Source organism: Mesorhizobium sp. SARCC-RB16n (assembly GCF_008520305.1).
Classification (GTDB): domain Bacteria; phylum Pseudomonadota; class Alphaproteobacteria; order Rhizobiales; family Rhizobiaceae; genus Mesorhizobium.
The window spans coordinates 1-20243 of the sequence record NZ_ML703303.1; the positions used below are offsets into that span (position 1 = coordinate 1).

At 55.8% G+C, this 20243-nt stretch carries 11 protein-coding genes and 4 pseudogenes; 8 read left to right on the top strand and 7 right to left on the bottom strand.

The features are described 5' to 3' along the window. The 4 genes and pseudogenes from C7I87_RS32845 to C7I87_RS32860 form a co-directional block, all read left to right on the top strand. Nucleotides 1–721 (top strand): annotated as a pseudogene (locus tag C7I87_RS32845) (hypothetical protein); the annotation flags it as partial. A gap of 118 nt (nucleotides 722–839) precedes the next feature. Continuing rightward, nucleotides 840–1682 carry a glutamate 5-kinase gene (gene proB / locus C7I87_RS32850; RefSeq protein ID WP_149908110.1) on the top strand — a complete coding sequence of 281 codons (843 nt, stop codon included), beginning with the start codon at nucleotides 840–842 and terminating at the stop codon, nucleotides 1680–1682. Between the two features lie 259 nt (nucleotides 1683–1941). Continuing rightward, nucleotides 1942–4026 (top strand): hydantoinase/oxoprolinase family protein, encoded by a 2085-nt coding sequence (locus C7I87_RS32855; protein ID WP_246696517.1) that lies wholly within the window; start codon nucleotides 1942–1944, stop codon nucleotides 4024–4026. Between the two features lie 10 nt (nucleotides 4027–4036). After that, nucleotides 4037–5698, top strand: coding sequence for a hydantoinase B/oxoprolinase family protein (locus C7I87_RS32860; RefSeq protein ID WP_149908111.1), 1662 nt, complete (start codon nucleotides 4037–4039; stop codon nucleotides 5696–5698). A 337-nt stretch (nucleotides 5699–6035) separates the two neighbouring features. On the opposite strand, the gene C7I87_RS32865 is transcribed toward C7I87_RS32860, so the two are convergent. The 4 genes and pseudogenes from C7I87_RS32865 to C7I87_RS36920 form a co-directional block, all read right to left on the bottom strand. Continuing rightward, nucleotides 6036–6878 (bottom strand): aspartyl/asparaginyl beta-hydroxylase domain-containing protein, encoded by an 843-nt coding sequence (locus C7I87_RS32865; protein ID WP_149908112.1) that lies wholly within the window; start codon nucleotides 6876–6878, stop codon nucleotides 6036–6038. Between the two features lie 33 nt (nucleotides 6879–6911). After that, nucleotides 6912–9551, bottom strand: a complete 2640-nt coding sequence (locus C7I87_RS32870) for an AMP-binding protein (protein ID WP_149908113.1) — start codon at nucleotides 9549–9551, stop codon at nucleotides 6912–6914. A gap of 410 nt (nucleotides 9552–9961) precedes the next feature. After that, a pseudogene (locus C7I87_RS36290) lies at nucleotides 9962–10164 on the bottom strand (leucine zipper domain-containing protein); the annotation flags it as partial. A 342-nt stretch (nucleotides 10165–10506) separates the two neighbouring features. Beyond that, the gene (locus C7I87_RS36920) at nucleotides 10507–11175 is read right to left on the bottom strand and encodes a GntR family transcriptional regulator (protein ID WP_149908115.1); all 669 of its coding nucleotides are present in this window, start codon (nucleotides 11173–11175) and stop codon (nucleotides 10507–10509) included. 480 nt (nucleotides 11176–11655) lie between these two features. Here C7I87_RS36920 and C7I87_RS32885 point away from each other — a divergent pair. Continuing rightward, nucleotides 11656–11955, top strand: a pseudogene (locus C7I87_RS32885) (IS3 family transposase); the annotation flags it as partial. Nucleotides 11956–11991: 36 nt separating this feature from the next. Here the strand turns inward: C7I87_RS32885 and C7I87_RS32890 are convergent. Beyond that, complete coding sequence (locus C7I87_RS32890; RefSeq protein ID WP_246696518.1) at nucleotides 11992–12681, bottom strand: GntR family transcriptional regulator; 690 nt, start codon at nucleotides 12679–12681, stop codon at nucleotides 11992–11994. A 165-nt stretch (nucleotides 12682–12846) separates the two neighbouring features. On the opposite strand from C7I87_RS32890, the gene C7I87_RS32895 reads away from it, so the two are divergent. Continuing rightward, complete coding sequence (locus C7I87_RS32895; protein ID WP_149908116.1) at nucleotides 12847–13755, top strand: dihydrodipicolinate synthase family protein; 909 nt, start codon at nucleotides 12847–12849, stop codon at nucleotides 13753–13755. An 88-nt stretch (nucleotides 13756–13843) separates the two neighbouring features. Here C7I87_RS32895 and C7I87_RS32900 read toward each other — a convergent pair. Beyond that, nucleotides 13844–14402 (bottom strand): annotated as a pseudogene (locus C7I87_RS32900) (tyrosine-type recombinase/integrase); the annotation flags it as partial. 584 nt (nucleotides 14403–14986) lie between these two features. Here C7I87_RS32900 and C7I87_RS32905 point away from each other — a divergent pair. Next, the gene (locus tag C7I87_RS32905) at nucleotides 14987–16573 is read left to right on the top strand and encodes a carbamoyltransferase C-terminal domain-containing protein (protein ID WP_149908117.1); all 1587 of its coding nucleotides are present in this window, start codon (nucleotides 14987–14989) and stop codon (nucleotides 16571–16573) included. Between the two features lie 277 nt (nucleotides 16574–16850). Here C7I87_RS32905 and C7I87_RS32910 read toward each other — a convergent pair whose 3' ends face one another. Beyond that, entirely contained in the window at nucleotides 16851–18725 is a 1875-nt protein-coding gene (locus C7I87_RS32910; protein WP_188394096.1) for an MBL fold metallo-hydrolase, read from the bottom strand. 1122 nt (nucleotides 18726–19847) lie between these two features. Here C7I87_RS32910 and C7I87_RS32920 point away from each other — a divergent pair. Further along, the gene (locus C7I87_RS32920; protein ID WP_188394097.1) at nucleotides 19848–20120 is read left to right on the top strand and encodes a hypothetical protein; all 273 of its coding nucleotides are present in this window, start codon (nucleotides 19848–19850) and stop codon (nucleotides 20118–20120) included. Nucleotides 20121–20243 lie beyond the last annotated feature (123 nt).

The following is a 20243-nucleotide window of genomic DNA, read 5'->3' on the forward strand; positions in this document are numbered from 1 at the left end:
CCTGGTCGAGGAATTCGCACAAGGGCCTTTTTATTGCGCCGACATAATGGGGAATGAAGTTATTGCCATTTCCAGCGCTGAGTTCGGTCCCCCACCGCATTTTGTCTTTCGTGAAACCACCTTTCCGGCCTCGCTGAGTGCTGAGGAGAACGAGCGTCTCGCCGATCTTTCGTTGAGTTGCCTGCGAGCTCTCGATCTCGGTTGGGGGCCAACCTGCATTGAATTTCGGTGGACGAAGCTTGGTCCAGTCGTCATCGAGGTCAATCCGCGTCTTGCGGGCGGGGTCCATCCTCAACTTATTCAGCTGGCATACGGCATCGATGTCATCACCCAGCACATCAAGCTCGTCATCGGAGAGGAATGGGACCTGCGCAAAACGCGTTCGCAGACTGCGGGCGCGTGGGTCCTAAATACTGACCATGATGGCCTCCTCGATTGGATCGCTGGCGACGGTCAGGCGGCCGCGATATCAGGTGTCGCCGAGGTGAAATTCTATGTTGAACCGAATACGCCAATCGCCAGGAAAGGCGATGACCGAGACGGCATCGGGCACGTCATCGCCGTTTCCCCAACCGTTGCTCAGACGGAGGCGATTCTTCGGCGCGCTGTCGACTTAATCGATTGGTCGATCACCCCATCTTCTACCCTTGTCGAAGGCGCCCATCTTTGCGCTCCAACTGAGGAATGGCGTCACACAACGGGTGATCGTCACGAACGATAGGTGCAATCGAGGGCGAAAGAAGCGCGTGATGCCCATCTTTCGTTCGGCAGATCACAACAGACCCGATTCCTAAGAAGAGATGGAGAGACATGTCTCACTTCCGATGCAGCAACTTTCGATGAGCGCGGTCCAATTGTCGTCAGCGCGCCGGGTCGTCGTGAAGATTGGCTCTGTGCTGATTGCTGATGCAAAAACCGGAGAGATACGCGGTCGTTGGCTTGAAACGCTGATAGATGATGTCGCCCGATTTTTCGCCCGCGGGCAGCAGGTGATCATCGTCAGCTCAGGTGCTGTCGCCGTTGGATCATGCCAGTTCAACCACATGGGCAGATCTCTGCGAACTGAGGAGCGACAAGCGGCCGCAGCGATTGGTCAAGTTCGACTTCTCCTTGCCTATGAACAGAGCCTGAAACGGTATGGGTTTGGCCTGGGGCAACTGCTATTGACCGGCGAAGACATAGACAGTCAGCATCGCCGCCGCAGCGTGCGGTCTACCCTCCAGCAACTTTTCAATCTTAACGCCGTGCCCGTTATCAACGAGAACGACACAACCGCCACGGTGGAGACCTGTATTGGTGACAACGATCGGCTGGCGGCACGGGTCGCTCAGGTGGTAAACGCAGACATGCTCATTCTGCTTTCCAACGTAGATGGCCTATTCACGGAAGATCCACACGATAATACGTTGGCCCGTAGGATCTCCGAGGTGCGATGCATTACCCCGGAGATAGAAGCAATGGGCGGTCCTTCCCCTGCTCGCCATGGTTCGGGTGGCATGGTGACAAAGTTGATGGCGGCAAGAATTGTCATGGACTCCGGCTGCGACATGGTCATTGCAAACGGAAACAAGTCTTACCCGCTCGCCGCCATCGAAAATGGTGGGCCATCAACCTGGTTCGTTCCGTTGGCCAAGGACAAGGCCCCCCGCGACACCTTTGCCAAATGCTTGCCCCAGACCTGAGGCTTGTGGGCGGTGGCGGCTATTGACCTCATGGAGCTCATCTCCGGCATTTCAAGTGCGGTTCTCCGGGACGGCGTTCCAGAAGGCAGACTTGTCGAGCTCAAGTTGACCGAGAAAGTGTTGGCCGCCCCGAGCACTTCCACTTCGGCCGGCTTACCGGCGCCGTTTTTTAGTCATCACTGCCGCCGAGCGGAGCCATGCGACGGGAAGGAAACAACGCAGGTGCCTGATTGCTCGTTCTTCTTTGGAACTCCGAGGGATGCTGCTGATGCCGAATAATACCATCCGTGTCGCGACCGACGTCGGCGGTACCTTCACCGATCTGGTTTGCTTTGAGATCGATCATTCGACGGGTGAATCCCGCGTCATTGTCGCGAAGTCAGACACTACCTCGCCGAATTTCGAGAGAGGGCTGCTGAACGTCCTTGCGAAGGGTGGCGTTGATCCAAGCTCGGTCGATTTCCTTGCCCACGGCACCACCGTAGTTATCAACGCGCTGACTGAGCGAAAAGGAGTCAAAGTCGGGCTCATCGCAACCCAAGGGTTCCGCGACACGCTCGAAATTGCGCGCGGCAACCGTCCCGACTTCTTCAACCTGCACTACAGGAAGCCGATCCCTTTCGTTCCGCGCTACTTGCGGCGTGAGCTTCCCGGGCGGATGTCTTACAAAGGGGTGGAATTGAAGCCGCTTGACCTCTCCGGCCTTCCGGCAATCATCGACGATTTCAAGGCGGAAGAGGTCAAGGCGGTCGCGATCTGCTTCCTTCACTCCTATGCCAATCCGATCCATGAACAGACCACGCTTGTGGAGGTGCAGAACCTCTGGCCTGAAGTCTCGGTCGTGTCCTCGCACCAGGTCACGCGCGAATGGCGCGAATACGAGCGCACAAACACGGTGGTAATGTCGGCATACGTGCAACCCGCCACAGAGCGCTATCTGTCGCGGCTTCTTGCCGGCCTGAGGGAGAAGGGTTTTAGCAAGAGCCCCTATATCATGCAGTCGAACTGCGGTGTGGACTCTCTGGGGTCGGTGGCGAAAATTCCGATTACGATGGTCGAGTCGGGACCTGCCTCCGGCTTCTGGGGCGCGGCCGAACTTGGAAAGCTGATCGGCGAGCCTGATGTGCTCGCACTTGATATTGGCGGCACCACGGCGAAGTGCTCGCTGATCGAGAACGGCGAGGTGAAGATAAAGACCGACTACTGGATCGAGCGTGATCGCACCTCAGCGGGCTATCCGATCATGGTGCCGGTGGTAGATCTGGTAGAGATCGGCAATGGCGGCGGTTCCATCGCCTCGGTCGATGGTTTCGGAAAAATGCGTGTCGGCCCACAATCGGCCGGCGCCGTCCCGGGCCCGGCAGCATATGGGCGGGGAGGCAGCCAGGCAACGACCACGGACGCCAACCTCTGGCTAGGACGCATCAACAAGGACAATTTCTGCGGCGGCGAGGTCGTGGCCGATATGGCCGCCGCGAAGGCGGCAATCGACGCGGTCGGCCAAAAGCTCGGCGTGGACGCCGATGAGGCTGCGCGCGGCATCATCCGCATCGCCAATAACAACATGGTCAATGCCCTGAAGCTGGTCTCGCTCAACCGTGGGCACGACCCGCGCGAGTTCACCCTCATCGCCTTCGGCGGCGGCGGCGGCATGCACGCCGTGGCACTGGCAGCCGAACTCGGAGTGCGGAAAGTAGTCGTGCCGGTCGGCGCCTCCGTCTTCTCGGCCTGGGGCATGATGATGTCGGACCTGCGCCGCGACTATTTCGTCACGCGGCTCTTCGACCTGAAGCGGGGCGCTGCGGCCGGCATAGAGCAGGTCTTCACGGAAGCGGAGGAGCGCTCGCGCTCCGAGTTCGCGATCGAAGGCATTGAGGCATGTAGGATTGAGTTTCTGCGCTACGGTAAGTTTCGTTACCAGAACCAGGAGCATACGACCGAGGTGCTGCTCGCGGCTGGCCGGATCACCGATGAGCGGCTCGCCGAAATCGAGGCATCGTTCCACGAGACCTATGAGCGTGAGTATACCTATCGCCTCGACGCGCCCATCGAGGCGGTAGGTATCCATCTGGTCGCCTCAGCGGAGGTCGGCAAGCTCACCATGAAGAAATGCGACTCGACCGGAGCCGAACCAGAGACTGCGCTCAAGGGCCACCGCGACGTGGACTACGCCATCGAAGGCATTGACCGGGCCGCTATCTACGACCGAGGCAAACTTGAGCCAGGCATGACCTTCAGTGGTCCGGCCATCATAGAGGACCCAAGCAGCACGGTCGTCGTTCATCCTGGAAACCGGGTGGAGATCGACGGCTACGGCAACATACACATCTACCTGGCGGCGTAAGGAAATGGCGATGCCGACGAAGACCAATGACCCGATCACGATGGAGATCATCCAGAATTCGCTGCAGGCGACCGCCGACGAGATGTTTGCGGTCATGAAGAAGACGGCGATGAGCTCGATCATCTATGAAGTACTCGACATGGGCACTGGCATCACCGATGCGAAAGGCGAGCTCGCCTGCTCGGGCGCAGGTATCCCAGCTTTCGTTGGCGTGCTGGACAAGGCCGTGAAGGTGATCGCGAAAAAGTTCCGTAGGGGGGGCGATATCGAGCCGGGTGACGTGTTCGCGACCAATGATCCTTACTATGGCGGCGTCACTCATCTGAACGACATCGTCGTTGCCATGCCTGTCTTCATGGCCGAACGCATCATCGCCTGGACGGCCAATATCGCTCACAACTCCGACGTCGGCGGCATGGCGCCTGGCTCGCTCACCGGCGCGGCGACGGAGATCTTTCAGGAAGGGCTACGGCTCCCTGCTGTCAAGATCATTTCCAAAGGCGAGCCGATCCGCTCGGTTATGGAAATCATCAAAGTGAATTCGCGCATGCCGCATGTGCTGGAAGGCGATGTTTGGGCAGCGATCGCCTCGGTGCGGATTGGGGCTAAGCGCCTGCAGCAGCTTGCCGAGAAGCATAGCGTCGAGCTATTCGAAAATGCCATGTCCCAGTTCATGGATTTCGGCGAACGGGTCTCGCTCGCCGAACTCGCCAAGCTACCGAAGGGAGCATTCAAGCTTTCGGAGGAGCAGGATGACGGGCGCGTCTTCAATGTGAAGATCACAATTTCGGATACGGAATTCGTCGTCGACCTGCGCGAAAACCCGGACCAATCTACCAACCCCCTGAATGCCAGTCGCGACGGGGTGATGGTATGCGCGCAAATGTTGTTCAAGTCGCTGGCCAATCCCAATTCGCCGGCCAACGAGGGCTCCTTCAGGCCGATCCGGCTGCTGACGCGCGAGGGCTCGGTCTTTCATGCGACCGAGCCGGCGCCGCTTGGTTTCTACTACGAGACCGAGCTACGGGTAAAAGATCTCATGTGGCGCTGCCTTGCGCCGCACATGCCTGAACGGTTGGCGGCGGGTCATTTCGCTTCGCTTTGCGGCACCTTCATCGGCGGCATTCATCCCGACACTGGCCGCCAATACACGATTATCGAGCCGCAGCTTGGCGGTTGGGGCGCGAGCCCCCACCGCGATGGCAATACCGCCATTTTTTCGAGCTTCCACGGCGAGACCTACAACTGCCCGGCAGAAATTAACGAGGCCCGCAACGGGCTCTACGTGGACCGGATGGAACTTAATCTGGAACCAGGCGGTGAGGGCAAGTATACGGGCGGACGCGGGATCGTCATGGATTATCGCGTCCGCGCGGCCGCCGGCTTTCTCACCGTCGGCTACACACGATCGAAGTTCCCGGCCTGGGCACTCGCTGGCGGCCGCGAGGGCTCCCCCAACTACGTCCGGCTTATCCGCAGAGATGGCCCCAGTGAACGCTTTGCTTTCGCCTCAGGACTTACCACGCACGCTGACGACGTGATCCGCGTTGTGACCGGCAGCGGCGGCGGGTGCGGTGACCCCAAGGAGCGTAATCGAGCAGCAGTCGAAGAGGACATCAAGAACGGCCTCATTACACGCGATCGGGCGCGCGAGGTCTATGGAACCGAGTAGTCGTCATTCGGCCCGGCGAACGGGATTGCACCGCAGTAGGCCAGACGCGGCACAGCTCTTGGTCCAGACGGCTCTTGTACTGACATTTTGCCGATACAGCCGCCGCATCGTGCCTCGACATGGCGGCTGATCCCGTTGAAATCAAGTTCGATGGCGCCGGACAACATCACCCGGATCTTCCTGCCGCGGGGGGCGAACCGAGATCGACAGCTATGACGACATTATTCATGCCGCTGGTGGCGCCTCCTAGGATAGGGGATCGTCCAGGACCGCACCGCGGTGTGCTTAGAAGGTGGCGAATCCCACTGGCGATTGGCCCGCGCGAGCTCGAGACCAATCAATATGTCATCACCTCGCCAGCGGCACGATGGGTAAGATAAAACCGCTCGAGCGCCTCGGACTTTTCGACAAGCGCCGGATGGCCGCAACGCCGGCTTATTTCCTTAAGCCAGGAATACATAGCCTGGCAGTCAACTTTATAGAAGAAGTGGAGCTTCGCCAAAATGGCGACGATCTCTCGATAGTTAGCCTCGCTGATTATCTCGGAAAGCCCCAGAATGGACTCGAGCGCTTCACTGGTCCATTCCGTGCGGGTATCGACCGCAACATTTCGTCCTGATGGCTGCCCCACATTGCGTGCAACCTCGTCTAGAGGACGACTTCCATCGATGTCGACGACAAGATGCAGCCGTGGACTTTGTGAGAAACATCCGGCGCTGTGCGGAAGGCTTGCATCGAGAAACCAGACCTCACCCCGCCCCATGTGAAATATTTTGTTCTCTTCTGTATTCGCACACCTCTCATTCGTATCCAGAACCACGTGAACCCTAATATATTTTCCGTCTAGTTCCAAATAGTCACGGTGAGGTATTATACAAGCGTTTTCTGATATACGAATGATTCGCGCGTAGCGTATAGAGTATGGATCAAAGTGATTTTCCAACAATTGATCGAGATAAAGCAAGGATTGGCCCAGAGGTGTCGCAACCGCGGGGGTCTCGTGGACTACTACTCTCTGCTCGTCTAGGTTCCCCGACTGATTGCGGAGCATGCAGAATTCCCACCGCCCGCACGCGAAATCCGAATATTCGCTCGAAAAGGTCGAATCTGCTAAGACAGCCAATTCGTCCGCTAGTCGCCTGTTGTCAAGCTCGATCACACCCAATATCCGTGTTGTCATTGTCTAGCCTCCAAACCAGTCCACTTCCCAAAATCAGGCACCTGTCTGCACGTCTTTTTCTATTGGATATGCACGTCGTGCCTCGTTCCTGCCCTCTTCCCTAAGGAAGCCATATGGCTCATGTCGCATGGCGCGAACCAATATGGTCTCCATGTCTTTCACGCTGACGAGCCTTGCGTAAGTTCCACCTACCGCAAAAGCACGGGTTACCTCCTTCAATTCATGATCGTCGCGAGCGATATTGCGGGCGAGAAAGCTATATTCCGGCCTCCCAACAACATCGCGAACATAGATCGACGTTGAGGCCTTAAACGGCCCCGTGCCGAAATCAACAGTCCCCTCGATGTCGGTTGTTTTCATGTATGGCACTTGCGCCAGCAATTCGCAGCGGTGCACATGGGTAGCAACCGGTGTACCCAGACCTATGACAAAGCCGCCGAGCTGGCTGATCAATCCAAAGATCGAATCGTCACCGAACGGACTGCATTTCCACCAATCGGCTTCGCGTAATTCCTGCGTTCTCGGGCCAGTCACGACCATTGAATAAGCGGGATGTTTGGTGCGGCCAGAAGGAAGCTCTCGCATCACAAGATCTGCTAACACCCCTGTCTCGGACTTGGTCTCGGCCCAATGAAAACGCTGCGTGCTACAGTAACTTAACGTGAACGCTGGGAGCATAACGGTAGAACAGGCCGAAATACGTTCTATTCCGTCAAGGAGGATGGTCGTTGCTTCCTTGGCATTGACATTCCTTAAAGCTACAAGCGATGAGTGCAGTACTACTGCGCCAGGGCCCCGATTCTCGACCTGTTCGATAATTTCCGCGAACTCCTCCCGAAATGCGGCACCTTGTTCGCTTTTGCCTGTTGTGCTCGCATAAGATTTGCAACGACCCACGGGCTGAATTCGCCTTGCCCATTCCCCGAGCGACAGGTCCGGCTCTTGAAAGACGTCCTCTCCAAACATGAGACCGACCTCGGCCAATTTGAGTTGGATATCGAGGAAGTTCAGTGAATCTATGCCGCACTCTCTAGCTAAAAGGCTGGGAAATACCCATCGTCCCTTGGTGGCGTGTACCGCTTTCAGCAAGTGATCTAACGGTGACCCCTCCGAATGTTCAGGCTGGGGTGTGGCGTCGTTCAGATTCTGCCTGAGCGCCTCTTGAGCAATTCTCTCAAGGGCGCGCTGGTCGAGCTTTCCATTGGCCGTGAAAGGAAGCGCGAAAAGAGGCACAACAAGCCTTGGGACACGATCATTCGGCAGGCCATCCGACAGGCGCTCAAGAATTTTCACCACGTCGGCGTCCTCGGGCGTCACCATGCACACCAGATCTTGGCCGTCGTCGGCTCTATCCACAACTGCCACCGCTGAATCCGTGCAAAGACCCGTCTTATCAATGGCGCTGATAATCTCACCTTTCTCCAGCCGGGTTCCCCGATACTTAATCTGCTCATCTTTTCTTCCGAGAAATCTCAATCCATTGTCCTCGGATGCCACGACATAGTCCCCAGTGCGGTAAAGAATTTCTTCACCCCTAACCGTCGAGAATGGCACGAAGCGAAGTGTCGACTGTGCTTCGTCCGCCACGTAGCGTTGGGAAGTTTGCTGGCCTCCCACCCAGAGCTCGCCCGCGACTTCGAAACCAACGTCGGAGTTGGTTTCGTCAAGAACGTAGAAATCAACATTGCATGCTGGTTTGCCTATGAACATCGGGAGTTCTATATCGTCACGGCGGCAATAGTGGTAGCTAACGGCTACACAACATTCTGTTGGACCGTAGCTATTTACCAGCGTAACGTGGGGAAGAAGTGAGTAAAAGCGCCGCCGAACCGAGTCCGGCAACGTTTCGCCATTGCAAACCACATATTTGAGCTCGGTGAACCGCTCCGCAATATGAGAAAGGCGTTCAAGAGTTCCGAGGAAGCGCCGCAGCAGTGTTGGAACCATCTGTAGGACGTTTGTGCGACTTTGAATTAGGAACTCGATCGTTTGGATGATCTGGGTATGCAGTTGCGCAGTAGGCAAGACAATTGTCCCGCCGGTGGCAAATGGTACGAAGAACTCGGGGATCGAGACATCGAATGTCGGTCGCGTAAGCTGTGAAATACTTTCGTGCTCCGAGAACTCGGTCATCTCGATATACCAGTCGACCAAATTCAGGAGTGCAGCATAGGAGACCGGTACCCCTTTTGGAATCCCGGTGCTGCCGGAGGTATGCATGATATATGCAATGCTTGAGAACTCGGAGTTGGTGCCACCGGGTGTCAGAAGGCGCTCAACTCGGATCGAACCCCTGGAATCCAGACTAACGGTCGCTTTGGCGTTCGTGTTGCGGATTATGTGATCCACCCGTTGGTCAGAATCCGATGGGTCAGCAGGCACGAAGGCAACGCCCAACATTTGAGTAGCAAGAATGACCGTGACAAGATCAAGAGATCGGGGGAGCTTGACAATAACTGCATGACCAGGGCGAATGCCGATTGCCTCTAAGCGCGCCATCAGACTGGACGCTTGCATCCCTAACTCCTGATAAGTTACATCGCCGCTCTCGGTCCGCACAGCCGTGCTGAACGCGAATTTATCAAGAGTCTTGGCAATGACATCGCGTACGTTGTCGTCCCCAAAACGTGACAGCCGGCGCGGACCGGACAGGGTCGGCATTAGAGCCTGCATCGTCGCATCTCCATTGCAGTTTTCCGTCAGCCGCTTTAATGTCCCTTCGCAGTAAAGGGCTGCGGTGGTCAGACCGCGTGAGCGCAGCCAATCTTATTTCGTGACTTGGGAGCTTCAAAAAACGTGCCAACCGCACGGGGAGATCGTCAGAACAGATTTTTCCAACGGGTTCAATCCACTAGACGTTTTACAGCAGGACATTCTGTCGAGAGCTATCCCTGTCGCGACCTCCATAGATCCCCCAGCAGTTGTCGGACTACCGACATGCTCCAACACTGTCGGTTAAGTGCCGTCGCGATATACCTGCAGATGGGGAGGAGGCCAACTGGTTTTCCTGATCCAGATCTTTTCGATCGTTGCGCGGCGGTGGAGCGCCACGATAACATCCACCACCACGCTTCGGTTCGGCTCGGGCTTGTCTTGGGCTGCGAGGAATGATCGACCATGCTGGCGCTTCCCTCGGCCTGGAAGCGCTCCACCCAGCGCGCTACTACCTTCGCCGTCACCCATACGAGCGAACCGCATCGGCTTTGGAAAGACGGCCGTCAACAACGTCGCGGGTTATCTCCTCTCGGCGCAGCGGCGTCAGACGGGCATTCTTGTGGATGTTCATTCGGTCTCCCGAGAATCACTGAAGCTTCGACAACCTCAGTTTTCCCGCGTTTAGTCTCAATTGCAGAGCCTAGAAGTGCCCTGTGTTGCACCCGACGGCCAGCTTCCGTTTGCTTTCTCGCCCGAGATATCGCGGAGCAACTCGGCGGGCGAAATGCTCGTGAAGCGGCCACGGTCGATTCGGGGATGGTCGCAATCACTCGAAGGCGAAGCCAAGCGGTCCCGGCCGGTTCCAGACTCCTCGCCTTCGACAGTGGAAGAATCGGGAAAAAATAAAGCCATTTTGAATAATTGTTGAGCAGCAAGGTAGCGGGTTGCCGCCCAGCTTAAGTACCGGACAATGCTACCGCAGTGACTTAAGAATACTATGTATATCGCGGCGAAGATAGTCTATTGCGGCGAGACTGCGCGCACCACACAACCGGAGAAGCTCACGATGCTTCTCATAGGTAGCATGGACTCGATCACACTCGACAAACGGAACTCGAGTGAGATGATAGGTCCGCATATGTATTATATGCACGATCGACAGTGTCTCCAGCCGGCTAGACGGAAGATATAGGCATTTGTAGAATTGCCAATTCAGCTCTCGGCTTTCGGATACGCTTTTGTCGTGTTGCTTGTTTTCCAGCTCATCTAGGGTCTTCTCAGCAGCAAATCGGTGCGACTCCCGAAAATGTGGAAGCGCGTGTACTAAAACGTCACATTCTAAAAGTACTCTCAGATGTAGCAATTCGATAGCTGTCTCGCGCTTGATTGAAGTAGCGACGGCGCCTTTATGGGTTCTGAGGGAGACAAGCCCTTGCGCCTCCAATTGTCGGAGTGCCTCGCGAACGGGCACTCGACTCACCTCATATTGTTGTGCGATAGTTTCCTGCACAAGCGGGTCTCCGTCCTGAATGTCACCAATAAGGATGCGTTCCCGCAAAGCTTCAACGAGCATTTCGGATAGACGTTGTCGCCTGATTGCTTTAGGTGTGATGGGAGTGTCCAGCCGTTTGTCCCTATCCATGCATGCATTTATTTCGAATGTCGATCACGTTCACGTTTACACTAAGGAGAAGTTGGCTCCTTTTTTCTATCAAATGAGCCGAGCCCACTAGCCATCGCCAGCAAACCGATCATATCTCTGCGTCCAGCTGACTCTCAGGACCACAGGCGCTCTCCCAAACAATGATGGCACATACATTTTGTGGCATTGCATCTCCGGGTAGTGCACCACTCCTCTGGATCGAGCCAACGGATTTGGGGGAGCTCTTCCGTGAAGAGGGCCATCTACCCCGGAGAGCAGATGAGATCGTCGGCCTTTGTAATTTGCGCGGCCCATGCCGGTAGCCAATGATTGTCGCTAAGGCCGATCTTGGCCGTAGCGGTCGCGTCGTTCTATCAGGCTCCGCGATTTCCGGTCGTTAAGATTGCGTGAATCTATTGTAAAACGACCGTTAATACGGCGTGCTGGATCTCGGGCGAGAGCGGTGGGAGGGACGCTGCCTCCGGCCATTCCGACCAGGGAAGCCAATACACGAGCGAGCAGTTCCAGCGCCTGATGACCGACCACGGCATCACATGTTCGATGAGCCGGTCGGGCAACGTCTGGGACAATGCTGCGATGGAGAGCTTCTTCTCGTCTTTGAAAACTGAACGCACAGCCCCCAAGGTCTACAGGACGAGGGATGACGCCCCGGCAGATGTGTTCGACTACATCGAGCGCTTCTACAATCCTCGGCGGCGGCACTCGACACTGGGCTATCTGAGCCCTGTGGAGTTCGAGGAACAAGCTATGTTAGCTTAACCTCGTGGCCGAAAAACCGGCACCTTACCGTGTCGGTCATCGGCGCTTATTGAGCGCTTCCAAAAGGTTATGACCAGCCCGGATGATGTGCCCTCGCATAAACTCCACGACTCGTGGCTCGCGGTTTTTGCACATGCTCAGAATTTGTCGATGCTCGCGCTCTGCTTCGTCGAAAGCCGAAGTCAAAAGTAATTGAATCCTGATGTATCGATCAATCTGAACGTTGATTCCTTGGAGAATAGCAAGTGTCTGAACGCGTCCAGCGGACCGATAGAGACTGCGGTGAAACTCCCAGTTCAAAGCGCCGACCTTGGCAATATCCCGCTTATGATATGCATCCTCTAGCCGCTTCAGGATTTGCTCGGAATGGCTCAATTGATCATCCGAGAGATGTTCTAGAGAGCGGTTTAGAATATCGCATTCGAGCACTGCCCGAAGTTCGAATAATTCCATGATCTGTTCAGACGGCAAGGTCGAAACAATCGCCCCTTTGTGAATCTTGGAGACAATCAATCCGGCTGCTTCCAGCTGCCGAAATGCTTCTCGCACAGGCATTCGGCTGCATTCGTATTCAGCTGCGATAGCTTCTTGTATGAGCGGGTCACCCTCCTTGAACTCGCCGCTGAGGATGCGTTCCCGCAACGACTCCGAGAGCGCCTCGGGTAGGCTCTGCCTATGAAGCCCATATTTCGAGCGCTGTTTTTTCTGTTCCAACATATTTTCCATCGATTTTTGGATCCCAAAACCCAAATTTGAAAGCACGGGTTTTCGCGCATGCCCTGCGGTCGGTTTTGAGAGGCTATCCCAAACGAAGGGCGATATCAAAGGCTAGACATGCTATTTGATGAGATGTAGATTGGATCCATCTGATTTCAAATGGATGGAGAAACCATGGCAAAGTGGGCTGGTGTATTCCCCGCAGTGACGACGAAGCTAACAAGGGATGGCGCGGTTGACCTTCCGGCAACCAAATCCAGCCTCGACCGCCTTGTGAAAGCTGGGGTTTCCGGAGTGATCGTACTGCCGATGCTCGGAGAAAACGCCTCTATGTCTCTCGAGGAACGAGAGCAAATCATCCGAGGGGCGGTTGAAGTCGTAGCAGGTCGCGTTCCGGTCCTTTCCGGTTTGGCCGAGTTCACCGTCGATAGTGCCAAGCTGAATGCGAAGCGCTATGAGTCTTTCGGCGCCGAGGGTCTAATGGTATTTCCAAGTATCGTGTACAAGACGGATCCGCGGGAAACCGTCGAATGGTACAAGGCCATCTCCGGCGCTTCCTCGCTTCCAATCATGATCTATAACAACCCGATCGCCTATGGTGTTGATTGCACCCTAGATGTTATGAGGCAGCTCGCCGATACGCCGGAGATTGTCTGCATAAAGGAAGAGACAGGCGACATCCGGCGGGTCACTGACCTCTATGTCGAGTTTGGTGAGCGCTTCAGCGTCTTCTGCGGGGTTGACGACCTGATCGTCGAAAGCTCGGCACTCGGCGTCACGGGCTGGGTTTCGGGGATGACCAACGTTTGGCCATCAGAATGTGTCGAACTGTTCAACCTGTGTGCGCGCAACCAGTACGAGGAAGCGCGCGCGCTCTACCAAATTCTAACGCCCTCCTTCCATCTCGACACCCACGTTAAGCTGGTTCAGTACATCAAGCTCGCCGAAAGCCTGGCCCACGGCGCGCCGGAATGGGTCCGAGCACCGCGATTGCCGCTTGTCGGCCAAGAGCGTGAATTGGTCATCTCCACGGTCCAAAAGGCCATCGACGCACTTGCACAGCGGGCCGTGAAGGCGGCCTGAACTGTCGTTCCATTCGCCCCTGAGCGCAGTTGGCTTCATCCGCCCGATTATGTGTGCGGGGGCCGAATAGAAATCCCGTCGAGCTAGACATGGGACGATTGGGATCGCGGCCGGGAAACAGCCAGCCCTGCGGCTTTGCCAGCCGCCAGTAGACCCGCAGGATCCGAAGAAGCTGCGCCGACAGCATTACGGTGCGGTCCTTGCCGCCCTTGCCGTGCTCGACCCGAATGACGCCGCGGCCGCTGTCGATATCGCCGACCTTCAGCCCGACGGTCTCCGAGGCGCGAAGACCCGCTGCGTAGGCCGTCGTCAGCGCCGTGCGCGTCTTCAGGCTCGGCACTGCCTCCAGGAAGTGGACGACCTCGCCGGCGCTGAGAACCACCGGCAGCGTGCGTGGCGAGCGGGGATAGACGATCCGTTCCGGAATCTCGGCATGGCCGAGCGTCACGCCGTAGAAGAACCGCAACGCGCACAAGCGCCGGCCACGAGATCCCGGTCGAGACCAGATGCACCTGAAAGGTGCGGACGTCCTCAAGACCAAGCCGCTCGGGCGAGCGGCCGAAATACCGGGAAAACTTCGCCACCGCGTGGATGTAGGATCGCTGCGTGGCCGGCGACAGATTGCGGATCGTCATGTACTCGATCATGCGGCGGCGCAGAGGGCTCAACTCGGCTGAAGGATTTCGGCTGTTGAAGCGCGAGCTGGTGTCTGAAGGAGCGCGGAGCCAAACCACGATCTGACGAACAGAATCCGGATATGAGGCATCCCTGGCCGGTGCTTGGCAATGACGCGGTTCGAAAGACCGACATCTAGCCCCAGGTTCAAAATCCCAACGATCGGCCTGACGATATCGTCTTACTTCGCGCCATCATCTCGGAATGCCGCGCGGAGAATTGTCGGAATGGTGCGCGTCACCTCGGATCATGCGCGCGATGAACCCGGACTCCGCACCACTAAACATAGACTTAACAAATATTCAGATAAACGTAATAAAATTCCGCCTTTGGAATGTGGTAACAGAACCGGTCGTCGAGATCGTAAATCTCCCGATACAGCCGCAACGTTGTGCGAGCCGACCCAATTGATGTCGGTCGGATTATTATAGCTCGGTCGGCCGGAAGCGTCTCGTTGGGTCGTTATGCCAAGAAAGTCCCTACTGCTCCCCAGCAATGACGAAGGCCGAAGGAAGTTGTTGAGAAAACCGGAAACAAAAGAAGGATTATTGTAGATATGAAAATAATTTCTCTTAAACCGGACCACGATGGTACAATTGCAGCAGTGGATGCATCAACAGCCGAACTTCTCTTTTCATATGAGTCCGAGAAGGATAGCTTTCCAAGATATACAGCCATCACGCCAACCTCCGTTGTAGATACTATGGGGCGCCTAGAATCAATTCCAGATGTGATTGCCATAAGTGGTTGGTTTAAGGTGGTACCAGACGAAACCCCGATCGGGGCCGGCTACTGCGGTATAGCTGAGAACTCAGAGATTGTTATGGAGAAGACCATCTTCGGCAAAAAGGTGAATTTCTATTCCTCAACTCACGAGCGCTCCCACCTCTGGGCGGCTTATGGAATGTCGCCATACCCCGCAGGTATACCCTGTTATGCGCTGATCTGGGAAGGTTGGTGTGGGGACTTCTATGAAATTGATGAACATTTGCAGGTGCTGCATTGGGGGAGAGTGATGCTGAATCCTGGAGGTAAATATGCGTTCCTTTATGCGCTTGCCGATCCGGAGTTCAGTTCGCCCAAAGGAGTGCGCATGAGCGACGCAGGCAAGTTAATGGCGCTTTGCGGCTATGGGCAGGCCGGATCACCCGACCATGACGAGCAGACGCTAATCGATTTCTTGCTTCCGAGTGAGCTGTATCCGCTAAGCAAGGAGGACCTACGGCAATCGCCATATTACAATATTGGCGTAACACACCCGAAGTTCATGAACCTTGCGAAGAGAGTATCCGACGCGATTTTCGAATCGTTCTACGCTTTCGCGAAAGAAAAGCTGAGGAAGGGTTATCCACTGCTGATTTCCGGCGGGTGTGGATTAAACTGCGAGTGGAACCGCCGTTGGCTCGAGACGAATCTGTTTTCCGACATTTTTGTTCCACCATGCGCAAATGATACAGGTTCAGCGATTGGAACTGCGATCGATGCCATGCGACATTTCACCGGAAGCGCGAAAATAAAATGGAACGTCTATTCGGGCCAGCCATTCGTAGTTGACGAGCTGGACCGGAGAGGGCTGGAAATCTATCCGCTTGACTATGACCATGTGGCCTCCGCACTGCTCGCCGACAAGGTAATCGGCTGGGTGCAGGGAAATTGTGAAATCGGGCCACGGGCACTAGGGAATCGGTCAATTCTCGCCGCGCCTTTTTCTAAGGCAACCCACGAGCGGTTAAACCGGCTCAAGAAGCGGGAGGGCTTTCGCCCGATCGCACCGGTTTGCCTCGAGCAAGACATCGCGCTCCACTTCGACCTGGCACGCCCCTCACCCTATATGCTTCTTTTCCAAAATGTTCTCGATACACGGTTGCAAGCCGTCACGCATGTTGACGGCACAGCGCGGGCCCAGACAATTTCAGCGGATCAGAACCCTCGCCTGTTTCAGCTCCTTACATCGTTTAAGGCGAAAAGCGGCGTCGGTGTTCTTTGCAACACATCGCTGAACTTCAACGGCACTGGCTTCATTAATCGTGCAAGCGATGTGCTGAAATATGCCCGAGCCACCGGTCTCGACGGATTTGTAATTGATGATACTTTCTACATCCTGGAAGAGGCGGTTAGCGGTGAACAGCAACCGGCAGCTTAGGGAGGAGAGAGATCAGTCAGGAAAGGCATCTGGCTCGGACACTCCTTATCGGGGGCGAGCATTTATTGAAAGCGGCGTAGTGGAGCTGTAAAGTGAACGGGTGCGGCAAAGAGTTACTTCGGGAATCGCCGGGTTGCCAATGCACAAGCTTACTCGAAGTAAAATTGGCGACACGTATCGGCCCGTCAGGGCGGGACCGTTATTGAATATGACCAAAAAAAGATCATTGCGCCAGACGCGATTTCTGTGATCACTCGCATTGCCACTGATCACCAGGTCAGTTGGCTGCCGTTGCCACGAGGGCTTCGCATATCGGCCCCTGTGAAACGCCATCAATCAGGATTTCTGCAGTGACAAGTCTTCGCCGCGAGTCCGCCTGGGATGGGGCGGTGGCCCAGAGCGTCATCTCACCTAGTTGCCCAGATCGAAGCGTGATACTTTCGGCCGTCCCTTCAGAGGCCCAGCCGTGTGCTACCAGCAGGCGAGTACTGTACACCGCAGTCCGCTCCAAGTTGTTTCGAATTTTCACGGTGAAAGCGACTCTGCTCGCAGGTCGGACAGTCGAGATATAAGGTAGCATTCGAGCCCAGAACAAATCGATAAAGTGATCGGCCGGCTCGTCAACTACATCCCGAAAGGCCGCTTCTTTACGTTTAATGTATTCGGAATACTCCTGAAGCCTGGAGCGACTCATCGAGATCAGCTCTCCGTGGCCCGGACAGACAAGATCCGGGTTCATCTCTCTCAATACTGTTGCGCAACGCTGGTGCATGTCAAGTTGGAAGCTGTTGCGCATGACTGTACTCTGAACGATGATTTCGCGGTCAATCGCCCCAGCCGCAGGGTTGAACAGGAACAGATTGTCACCCCCAAAAACAATCCGCTTGCCGTCGATATGGCCCAACACCATTGCGTGGAATTCAGTTTGACCTGGCGCAAAGTAAATCTGGAAGTCGAAGCCCCTCCATTGGAATTTCTCCCGGTCGCACAGAACACGGTCAACTAAAATAGGCTTATGATAGCAGCACGGTGTGCTCGCCCAAGCAGCCGGGTTGCCGATTACATCGGCAACACAATCAAGAGCCCAGCACTTCGTCCCGAAAGTTTGTTGGAGAAATGGGACTCCGCATACATGGTCGTCGTGAACGTGCGTTGGTACCACGAGTTCGATATCCCGCACACCATAGTCATCACGCAATTGCCCGATATGATGTTCAACAAAACGCAGCATCTGCATGCCATCTGAATCGGAGCCACAATGAAGATGTCCTGGCGACGTCAATCCATAGTCAATCATCATTGCGTGACCGCTTCCGCTCAGGACAATGTAGAAATTGGAAAATGTATACGGACCGGCCCACAAAAGATGCGGAGATATCGCCTTAAGCCTGCTCTCTCGCAGAACGGTCTTGTCGTTGAAATTATGGTCTCGCCCAGAGGTGAACAGTCTTCCTAGGCCCGCAAGAGCATCGAGGCGTTTTTCGAGCGACTCGATGTCGTTATTCACGTCTGTGATTGGCTCCCCGTGGGACGGATAGGCGTTCTGCACATTCTCATTTTTTAGGACGAGAATGGATTGCATCGTAAATTCGGCGCCTAGAAGATCGCCATAACCATACTCCATGGCATGAAGTTGATACAGTTTTCCGCCCCTCACCAATAAGTCGCCCGTAAATGCAATGGTTATTCCATCTATTACTGCGAGCAACATGACCATCCCATATGTATGGCCCTTTGCGGGCATTACGCGAAACTTGTAGTCCTTCCAGATGAAGCTGCCATAGTCCTCAAGTATCGCATCGACTGCGACATTCTCGCCCAATGAAAAGAAGGTGCTGCTGTCGTTGTAGTTATCGTAAATGCGTCGAGCTTGCCAATATGTCTCAACGTTGTCGAATAGGTGACGTTCGTACTCGGGAACAGCTATCTTCGTACCCATGCTCTTGGCGATGTGCGTCCCCCAGCATTGGTCCCTATGGTGATGGGTATGCAGAACCCAGTCGACACGTTCAACGCCGATCGAATCGAGATGGTCCAGGACCGCCCCCGATCCTGTGTCGATAAGTAAGCACTGCACGCCACTTTTAAGAATGTAGACATTGCAACTATCCTTGAACGACCAAAGGTGTTCGGAGAGTTGAGTAAGACGCATTTGTATGTTCCTTCCTAAGGCGTACTGGCACTCAAGGCGCAGGTACCCAAATGATCTATTGCCCAGATCGAAAGCCATTCCAAAGCAATGTACCAACCCGAGAGGAGTCTTTCGGATATTCAGACGCATGTTGCGTGTGCCAAGGTCTCGCCGCGGCACCGGTGAGCACCAGGTGGTTCAACCATGAGGATCACTTTGGCACGCGTGCAAAATCGGCGCGGACAGTGCTCTTAACTGCCACCACCGACTGCTCTCCCTTGGACCCGTTCGTCCGGAGTGCGATCACTCCGTGACGCCCGGCCTCCGTTCCAAATAGCCATGGTCGTGCTCACGGGATCCAATCTACAATCAAACAAAGAGCGCGTCCAGCTTTAATCATGCGCCATGTCGTGAGCACGTGAGTTGTCCGGATTAGGCACGTGTTGCCCGGTTTGATTTCCAGCGAATGGTGGCTGGGACGAAATGGGGAGCATGGCTACAGGACCGGAGAATGCAGTTTCGGGATCTATCGAGCCGCCGAGATCGCGGCGATTTGTCGATGCTTGTGACTGAGAGTTGCTTGTGATGTCGGAACGTAGTTCCGGCGGTACCGCGACCGCTATGCTTGTCGATCGTCGTCTGGGCAGGGTTTCGGGGCGGCGCGTGCCGCAGGAGTTGGTGGAGGAGATGCTCAGGCTTTATCGGGAGCGGTACCGTGGCTGAAATGTGAAGCATTTTCACGAACACCTGGGTCGCGACACAATTGTGGCTAGGGCTATGCTCTGTCTCGCCAGATCGGCTTGCGCGGCATGGGTGACAGCCGCGGCCCCCGTCTGACATGCCGCATGTGTTCGCGACGAACACACTGGTGCGTTGGTACGAAGCCGAGTAAGGTCCCGAGCGACTCCTGCCCATTTTGTCCACCTATCTCGGTCATATTGACGTGGCCGATACCCAATGGTACCTCGCCCCTCAAAGCGGGCTCATTGCCCGGTTCACCCGAGCTGATGAAGGGGTCGCTGGGAGGTGCGGCGCGGCGATCAACGTGAGAGAGCGCTATGTCAGGCGCGCCAAGCCTGACGCCGCGCCCGACAGCGTTCTCACCTTCGCCGAGATCACTGCGCTCTGCGCTCGACCGGATCGATGCGTCCCGAACGCGACCGCACCTCCAACGGCCCGCTCGCCACTTACCTGCTGCAAATCGCCATGCTTGGCGGCTATCTCGCCCGCAATCACGATCCGCCGCCCGGCAATATGGTCGTCTGGCGCGGCATGACCCGGTTGCACGACTTTGCCGTCGGCATCTCCATCGGATCAAGCCGACGATGTGCTAATCGGAAGCCTCACCGGATGGGTACGGTCAATTCTCGGAATCGCGTCCGGCTTTTGATCGGAATGCCGTCCGCTAAATGTTAAATGGTCGGAATCTGCATATCATCGGTCCGATTATGGCGAAGTCCAGGCTATGAAGCTGTGCGTCGGCGCGTTGGGGGCCTTGAGCTATGTTTATGCTGAGGCTCGGTCCAGCGAAGCGCTCGC